This is a genomic window from Bacillus cereus group sp. BceL062 (assembly GCF_051780025.1).
In the GTDB taxonomy this organism is placed as follows: domain Bacteria; phylum Bacillota; class Bacilli; order Bacillales; family Bacillaceae_G; genus Bacillus_A; species Bacillus_A toyonensis.
On the sequence record NZ_JBPWGY010000029.1, the window covers coordinates 1 to 8,672 of the forward strand.

Genomic DNA, 8,672 nt, shown 5'->3' on the forward strand with positions numbered 1-8,672 from the left:
CATCCTGAGCCAGGATCAAACTCTCCAATAAAGTTAGTTTGTCTAGCATCTAAAAATAAAAATTGACGTTTCACGTTGTTTGTTTCGTTCAGTTTTCAAAGAACTACTTGGCCGCTCATTTGCGACTCCCTTATGTTAACATTTTCGTTAATTGATGTCAACTAAGTTTTTTATTTCGTTTGTCGTTTTCTGCGTTATTGCATCGGCGACTTGTTCTATATTACACTTCTAACCCGTAATCGTCAATACCTTTTATGTTTTTTATTTTATAAATTATAAACCTCTTAATTTATAATCCATCCCTAGAGATTCTAAAACTCCTTTAGTCAAATTAATAATCGGCAATTTATAACCTTTAGCTTAATACTAATACTTTTCTAAAGAATGAATGTCAGGCTAAGTAAATATATATTAAGGGTAGTGGTGCACCCGAGCTAAGATTACCATTTTCCTCTCTCGCTTATCTCTAGGGGGATTATAAATAAAATACTTCCTTATCTTCTTTTCCTTTACTAAGTCGATAGAAAGGTAAAGAAATCTAATAAACTTAGGAGGCGTTATGAAATGCATGTTAATAAGAAAATCATTTATGTATCCCATGATGCCCATTTCCACGGAGCACAGCTGCTTTCTTTACATACTATTAAAGCTCTTAAAGAAAACTTCGATTACTCCGTCGCGATTATTTCTATTGGATCAGGCATTTTAATCCCCGATTTTCAAAAATATGGTCCTGTTTATTGCTTAGAGGAAGACTACCCCACGGAAGAAACGGTCGAATTATTAATAAAGACTTTATTATCACAAGACTATACCATTGCCATATGCAGTACGGTCATAAGTGGTGATATGGTTGCATTACTAGCTAGGCACAATATAAAAGTTATTTCGTTAATACATGAATTACCGCATTTAATACAACAGTACTCTGCCGAAGGAAAAGCTAGAAACATTGCTGAATCTGCTTACAAAATTGTCTTCCCTTCACAATACGTATATGAAAAATTCCTTACAATCACGCAATTAGATCATCAAAAATGTCACATTCTCCCTCAAGGTTTATTTAACCACAATCCTTATAAGAATAATATTACAGTGGCTAGAAATGAATTACGCAAAAAACTCAACCTGCCTCTAGATAGTAAAATTATTTTAGGTGTAGGTTTCGCCGATTATCGAAAAGGAATAGATTTATTCTCATTTATTGCTTACTCAGTAAGAAAGGTTCATAATAATATTCATTTTATTTGGGTAGGGAGAACAGATGTTCACCTTATAGATACTCTATCACCAAGATATAAAGCACATTTCACATTAGTTGATCCTACTCCAGATATCGGTTTATATAATGCCGGGGCTGATTTATATTTATTAACCTCAAGGGAAGACCCTTTTCCAAATGTTGTTTTAGAAGCATTAGATACAAAGGTTCCTGTTATAGGTTTTAAAAATGCTGGAGGTTTTGAGGATGTTGTTACAGAAAAAACCGGTGCCTTAGTAGACTTTTTAAACTTACCAAAAATGGTCGAAAGAATATATGAACTTATTGGAGATGAGGAGTTACGCTTACAAAAGGGGAGCTTTGGCCAAGAGCTCATTGAAAAAAACTTTAATTTTCTTAATTACATTTATCAATTATTAGCGCTTCTCGAACATAATTACAAAAAAATAAGTGTAATTGTACCAAACTATAATTATGAACACTACTTACCTGACCGAGTCAGATCAATATTAAACCAAACCTACCCCCTTTACGAACTAATTTTCCTAGACGACGCCTCTACTGACAATAGCGTATCAACATTTGAAAAGCTGCTCTCAAAAGAAAATAAGCCTCATCTGAAAGTTCAACGAATTATTAACGAAAAAAACTCTGGTTCTGTATTTAAACAATGGATAAAAGGAGTCTCCGCAGCAACCGGTGATTATATTTGGATCGCAGAATCAGATGACTTATGTGAGAAGACATTTTTACAAGAGGTGATACAAGGATTTCATATAAATAACAAGGTTACCTTAAGCTACACACAATCAAAACAAATAGACGAACAAGGAAATGTAATAGCTGATCATTATTTAAATTACACAAATGATATCGATAAAGAAAAATGGAAAACCCCCTATTTTCGAAAAGGCATAGATGAAATACAAGATACGTTACTTATTAAAAACACTATACCTAATGTCTCAAGTGTAGTTTTTAAAAACATAGATATAAAAAACACAGAAAAACAACTAGCAAAATTTAAAATTGCTGGTGATTGGTTTTTCTATGTTTCCATCCTGCAAGAGGGACATATTCACTTTAATCCAAAGTCCCTAAACTATCATAGACGACATACAAATAGTGTAACGAAAACAGAAGATTCATATTCTCATTATAATGAAGTTGTACAAATGCAGAATTTCATTAAAATGAACTTTACTATCGACGATATTTCTAAAATGAAGATGTATACATATAGAAAATACCTAAAAACATACTTGAACATTTAGCCTTGAACTTTATTTACTATCCGCATTTTTTATAAGACGCTACTATTATTTAGGGGGAATACTCTTTGAAAGCATTTATAGAGGAAAATAAAAACTTAATTTCTCAAATCGCAAACAACTACAATGTAAACGCAAATATCCATCCTGAGGATCACATTTTTCAGTTCCTTGTCACTAATCCAGTCTTTCCTTCTAAAAAAGAAGCGATAGATTATTATTTTAAAGATGGGCAAAAATCAGCACAAATACTCTTAGACTTAATTACTTCCTTTTATCCTCCTGCAGACAATCCAATTAAATTATTAGAATTTGCATCTGGATATGGCTGCGTAACACGCCATTTATTAAATCTACAAGCAAACTTGAGTATAACTGCTTGTGATATACATGAAGAAGCTATTACTTTTATTGAAAACACATTAAATCATTCTTCTATATTATCTCATCCTGAACCTGAACATTTAAAATTGGAAACTTCTACGTACGATATTGTTTTTTGTTTATCCTTTTTTTCTCATATGCCTGATACAACTTGGTTTCGTTGGCTTCAAACATTGTATAGTGCTGTTTCACCTGGTGGTTTATTCATTTTCACCACCCATGGGTATCAAAGTAAAAAATACTTTGGATTTCCAAATTTAAATGAACAAGGCTATTGGTTCCTTCCTTCTAGTGAACAATTCGATTTAGATGTTAACCAATATGGCCAAACGATAGTTAGCCCCTCTTACGTGTGTGACAAAATTAAGTTATTACCCTATAACCCTATCATTAAAAAATACACTGAAGGGTTTTGGTGGGATCATCAAGATCTTTGGGTAATAAAAAAAGAAGTAAAATAATAAACCATGCTCTGCTTATATAAGTAGAGCATGGTTTATTATTTTTTACTATATAAGAACTCTTCAATCCATAACTTATTTAATCTAATTCCACTTTTGAAATCTATTTTAGGTTCCCAATTAAATTCTTGTCTCACCTTATCTATATTTAAAATGATTTTTTGAACATTTTCTTGTTTTGGTTTATAACAGATAAAGTCTACTTTTCTTTCTGTTATTTTCTCCAATTCCACTATAATTCGTTTTAAAGAAAGACCTTTGCCACTTCCTATATTATATACACAAGATTTCAATCGATTTAATTGTGATAGTTGTATAGTAATTTCAACTAAATCATCGATATAAATATAATCTCTAATAATCTCTTGTGGATTCCCGTATATATTAATCCTTTCATTACTAAGATGTTGGTACAAAAAACAATTTATTGCCCCAACTTTCTTTAAAGGATTTTGATATTTCCCATATGGATTAGAGTATCTACATACAACATAGTCGATGCCGTAGTTTCGCTTATAAAAATACAAATAATTCTCAAGCGAAACTTTTGTGATTCCATATGGAGAAAGTGGTTTCAACGGATGCTTCTCATCAATAGGCAAATATTCAGGTTCCCCATAAACTGTACCCCCTGAAGATGCTAATACAATTTTTTTAATACGAGAATCTTTAACACTTTCCATGAAATTAAGAAAAAAAAGGCTACTGTTAATATCCCCAAAAATATCTTCGATGGAAGTTGCTACATTAGACGTCGCAGCTAAATAAATAATAATATCCACATTCACTAAAGCTTTATATATATCTTCAACATTTTCTAAATCACCTTTAATAAATTCAACTTCATTTATAATATTTCGAGGGAAATTATTTATATGCCTGGAAAATACTTTTACATTTTGTCCCTGTTCTAATAAACCTAACGTGAGGTTAATACCAATGAAACTATTTCCACCTACTATTAAATAATTATTCTTCCTCATAATATCCTCTCTCTAGTAAGCAAATTTTTTACTCTTCACACCTAGAAATGCAAATACATGAACTCGATCATTGTTATTATTCATCCTCTTGTAATTGTATGCCCCTTATACATTTTCATTATCTTTATTTTATATTTTCATTTTAGAATCACTATCTTATCTAAAATGTCCGAAACAACACTCATAATATTTACTCACCCCCATGAATATAGTTTATTAATAAAAAATCAACCTTCTCTTCCTATATTTCCACTCGTGTATTCCATTTAAAGATGCTTCTACATACACAAAACTCTCGAAAAAGGAGTACAGAACTCATGAAAAATATAAATCAAAAACTTTTAAACCATGTAATTCTACATAAAGATCGAATTCCACATTTCCATAAAGACTTTCCCCTTATACTATTTTGGAGTCATAGAAGCGGATGCACCGCATTAGCTAATTGGTTCTTTTTTCAAATTGGATTATATACTGAAGCAAAGAAATACAATGACTTTATTCATTACTATGAGTTCTGGATATACAAAAACAAAGAAAATTACATACCTGAGTTACAAAATGTTCTTCTAGAAGGAAAAAAAGATGTTTATAAACTCGTACGAAATCCCTATACAAGGGCCGTTAGCTCATTTCTATTACTTGCTGACAATCCATATGCTAGCCCACAATGGGAAAGTATCCGAAAATGTTTTTATAATGACAAATATAGTAACGAAGGAATATCATTTAAACAATTTTTATATTACGTTCAAGCACTTGGTCCCAACTCCCTAGCAATGGATATACATTTTAGTCAGCAATATGTTCAGGGGGAAGAAGCCTTCATCCAACGCTACATACCTTTAGAAGATTTTAATCAGCAAATTCCCAAAATAGAAGACGAATACGGTTTAATTAAGTCCAACCTAGCCATACTTACGAATTCAGATCATCATCGCGCTCATAAGATGATGTATGAAGGCAGCTATGCAGAACTTAGCATTACAGATGAAGCATTCCCCCGATTTCCAACATATAAAAGCTTTTACGATAAAGAAACTATGGATTTAGTTACAGAAATATATGCACAGGACTTTGAAATGTATCCATACAAGAAAGGAATATTTTAAGTCTATACATTCTTCAATGAATAAAAGCGAATGTCTCGCATAGCATAAATTGACACTTTAATTCGTGCGGGATTATCCCTCAGCTGGTTATTCCCTTCTATCAATCGTACTTGTATGAGTTTCCTAATTTTCAGCCACTCTCTTTGATTCCTTTGATTGTTGAAGTGTGTCATACTATCCATCAATACATTGCATTTAACACAGGAGTGATGTCATGTGGAAGACAATTTGAAACACAATACTGGGTACTGCGTTATTTGCGAGAAGAAAACTACATTTATAGAACATAATGATTGGCTTAGAGACCATTACTTATGTTCTACATGCCACTCTATACCAAGGCAGCGAGCTTTAATCCATGTTTTAAATACATTTTTTCCAAAATGGAATTCCTATAATATCCACGAATCCTCTCCTGGAGGCATTACAACTCAGCTACTAATAAAAAACTGTAAAAACTATACATATTCTCAATACTTTAAAAACTATCCTCTCGGCCAATACTTTCAAGGAATTAGATGTGAAAATTTAGAAGACATGACCTTCCCAAGTGAATCTTTTGATTTATTCATTACTCAAGATGTTTTTGAACATGTCATGACGCCAAACAAGGCATTTAAAGAAATAGAACGAGTATTAAAACCTGGTGGTGCTCATGTATTTACTGTCCCTTGGTATCATACACTCACAAAGACTGTGCAAAGAGCAAGAGTGAATAAAGAAGTAATTGAGCATATTGAAGAGCCCATGTATCACGGAAACCCTATCGATGAGAATGGGTCTTTAGTAACATTTGATTGGGGGCTAGATATGATTGAATATATTTACACACAGGCAAATATGTATACTACTGTTTATTTACAAAAGGATAGATCATTAGGGTTAGATGCTGAATTTTTGCATGTTTTTATTAGTACAAAAAAATCGTAAATAAATTTTATCATTATGTAATTTGGAGGTTTAACAAATGAATAATTTTAAGTTAGGAAGTGATTTTGATAACCTTGTTAGTCCATTATCTGACGTTGAACTTCTAAATCTATTTATACAAAGTTGCTCAGAAACAACAATAAACGGTGTACCCGTACCTACGTTCCCCCCTGAAGAAATCCAAAAACAATTTGTAGGTGCTTCCTATGAACACGCCCTATATGAAGCATATTTGTTTTATAGTCATATAAAAACATACGCTCAAAATTTAGGGGTTCCCTTGAATAAAGACAGTAAAGTTTTAGACTTTGGTTGCGGTTGGGGACGAATTATACGCTTCTTGTTCAAAGATGTTCGGGATGAAAATCTGCTTGGGATTGATGTAGACCCCTTCATGATTACTCTTTGCAATGAAACATTAGGAAGAGGGATATATAAAACCGCAAGCCCACAACCTCCTGTAGAATTTATTCGTGACAATTCATTAGACATCATATTCGCTTATTCTGTATTCTCACATTTATCCGAAGAAACTGCAGAAAATTGGATAAAAGAATTTTCAAGAATTCTGCGTCCAGGTGGAATCTTCATCGCAACAACACAGGCACGATATTTTCTCGATTTTTGTCAACAATTCAAGGAACACCCTGAATTAATTCAAACAGGATGGCATAAAACTTTATCTCAGGCTTTTCCAGATATACATCGCGCTATCTCGGATTATGAACATGGGAATTTTGTACACAGTCCTACTGGTGCAGGAGATGTTAGAGATAGCAGCTTTTATGGAGAAACTGTTATACCTATGACCTATATTAAAAAGCATTATGAGAAGTATCTAAAACTGCGGGATTTTTTTGATGATGTAAACCGGTTACCACAGGCCCTATTTGTTCTCCAGAAAGATTAACTTCTTTCGTTCATAGTAATCCGCTTAATTTCATGATGAATGATACTTTTTATTTCAGACATATATATGAGAGCACCCAAGACTCTCGTATTAAGCAAACTATAAAACTAAATCCAATACGTAGCATACAAAAACAGTAAGAGAATATAAAAATTTCTCGTTTTAAACTTGCTCCACAAAATCAAAAGTAACTTCCCACCACTTGAACTTCGAAGAACATAAGGGGGATATAACTTGAAAATAATCGCTTTTTACTTACCACAATTTCATCAAATAAAAGAAAATGATCGCTGGTGGGGTAAAGGTTTTACTGAATGGACGAATACTAAAAATGCACAACCTTTATTTTCAGGACATTATCAACCTAGGGAACCTTATCAAGATTTTTATTATGACTTAACTACCCCATCCGTAAGAAAATGGCAAGCAGAAATCGCGAAAGCATACGGTATATATGGTTTTTGTTATTATCACTACTGGTTTAAAGGTAAGAGGCTATTAGAAACACCTTTTAATGAGGTACTTAAGATAGGGGAACCAGATTTTCCATTTTGCCTTTCTTGGGCAAATGAGCCATGGACAAAATCTTGGGATGGTCTTGATAAACATATATTAATGCCTCAAGATTATGGAGATGTATCAGATTGGAAAGAGCACTTTGAATATTTATTACAAGCGTTCCAAGATAAAAGATATATTCGTATAGATGATAAACCTCTATTCATTATTTATCGCCCGGGACATATTCCTGATTGTGAAAAAATGCTTAATTATTGGAATGCATTAGCACGAGAAAACGGTTTAAAAGGTATATACTTTACAGAAACATTAAACAGTTTTCCACTCCCTGATATAAATGGGTTCGATGCTAGCATTCAGTTTGAACCATTTTATACAATTGCCCATGATAGCTCTTCAGACATAAATAAAACAATATATGAGTCTGGTATGCAATTAAATGCTTGGGACTACGATAAAGTATGGATGTATATATTAAAACGATCTCCTCCAAAGAAAAAAACATTCCCTGGAGCTTTCGTTGATTGGGATAACACTGCACGACGCAAAAATTCAAATAGCAGTATTTTTATAGGTTCTACTCCTGAAAAGTTCGCAATCTATTTAAGTAAGCAAATTCATCGTACTTACTCTCTTTATAACAGTGAGTTTTTATTTATCAATGCGTGGAACGAATGGGCAGAAGGAACCTACTTAGAACCAGATCAAAAATATGGATTTTCCTATTTAGAAGCGGTTAAAAAGGCAATCGATAGAGGTATGAAAGCATACAAAAAAGACGAGTCATTCTGACTCGTCTTAAGCTTGCTTGGCGACGTCCTACTCTCACAGGGACAAGGTCCCAACTACCATCGGCGCTAGAGAGCTTAACTTCCGTGTT

7 protein-coding genes are annotated in these 8,672 nt (G+C 32.9%); 6 read left to right on the forward strand and 1 reads right to left on the reverse strand.

Features of this window, described 5'->3' with window-relative positions:
• Positions 1 to 564: 564 nt before the first annotated feature.
• Complete coding sequence (locus tag ACS2MN_RS30580; protein ID WP_346995183.1) at positions 565 to 2,496, forward strand: glycosyltransferase; 1,932 nt, start codon at positions 565 to 567, stop codon at positions 2,494 to 2,496.
• 65 nt (positions 2,497 to 2,561) lie between these two features.
• On the forward strand, positions 2,562 to 3,338 hold the full coding sequence (locus ACS2MN_RS30585) for a class I SAM-dependent methyltransferase (RefSeq protein ID WP_016107408.1): 777 nt from the start codon (positions 2,562 to 2,564) through the stop codon (positions 3,336 to 3,338).
• 38 nt (positions 3,339 to 3,376) lie between these two features.
• Here ACS2MN_RS30585 and ACS2MN_RS30590 read toward each other — a convergent pair whose 3' ends face one another.
• On the reverse strand, positions 3,377 to 4,321 hold the full coding sequence (locus tag ACS2MN_RS30590; protein WP_087948819.1) for an NAD-dependent epimerase/dehydratase family protein: 945 nt from the start codon (positions 4,319 to 4,321) through the stop codon (positions 3,377 to 3,379).
• 317 nt (positions 4,322 to 4,638) lie between these two features.
• Between ACS2MN_RS30590 and ACS2MN_RS30595 the strand changes: the two genes are divergently transcribed.
• The 4 genes from ACS2MN_RS30595 (at position 4,639) to ACS2MN_RS30610 (ending at position 8,584) form a co-directional block, all read left to right on the forward strand.
• On the forward strand, positions 4,639 to 5,433 hold the full coding sequence (locus ACS2MN_RS30595) for a sulfotransferase family 2 domain-containing protein (protein WP_000790067.1): 795 nt from the start codon (positions 4,639 to 4,641) through the stop codon (positions 5,431 to 5,433).
• Positions 5,434 to 5,649: 216 nt separating this feature from the next.
• The gene (locus tag ACS2MN_RS30600; protein WP_098710169.1) at positions 5,650 to 6,363 is read left to right on the forward strand and encodes a class I SAM-dependent methyltransferase; all 714 of its coding nucleotides are present in this window, start codon (positions 5,650 to 5,652) and stop codon (positions 6,361 to 6,363) included.
• A 37-nt stretch (positions 6,364 to 6,400) separates the two neighbouring features.
• The gene (locus tag ACS2MN_RS30605; RefSeq protein ID WP_346995182.1) at positions 6,401 to 7,273 is read left to right on the forward strand and encodes a class I SAM-dependent methyltransferase; all 873 of its coding nucleotides are present in this window, start codon (positions 6,401 to 6,403) and stop codon (positions 7,271 to 7,273) included.
• Positions 7,274 to 7,507: 234 nt separating this feature from the next.
• Complete coding sequence (locus ACS2MN_RS30610) at positions 7,508 to 8,584, forward strand: glycosyltransferase WbsX family protein (RefSeq protein WP_087948815.1); 1,077 nt, start codon at positions 7,508 to 7,510, stop codon at positions 8,582 to 8,584.
• The last annotated feature ends 88 nt before the right edge of the window (positions 8,585 to 8,672 follow it).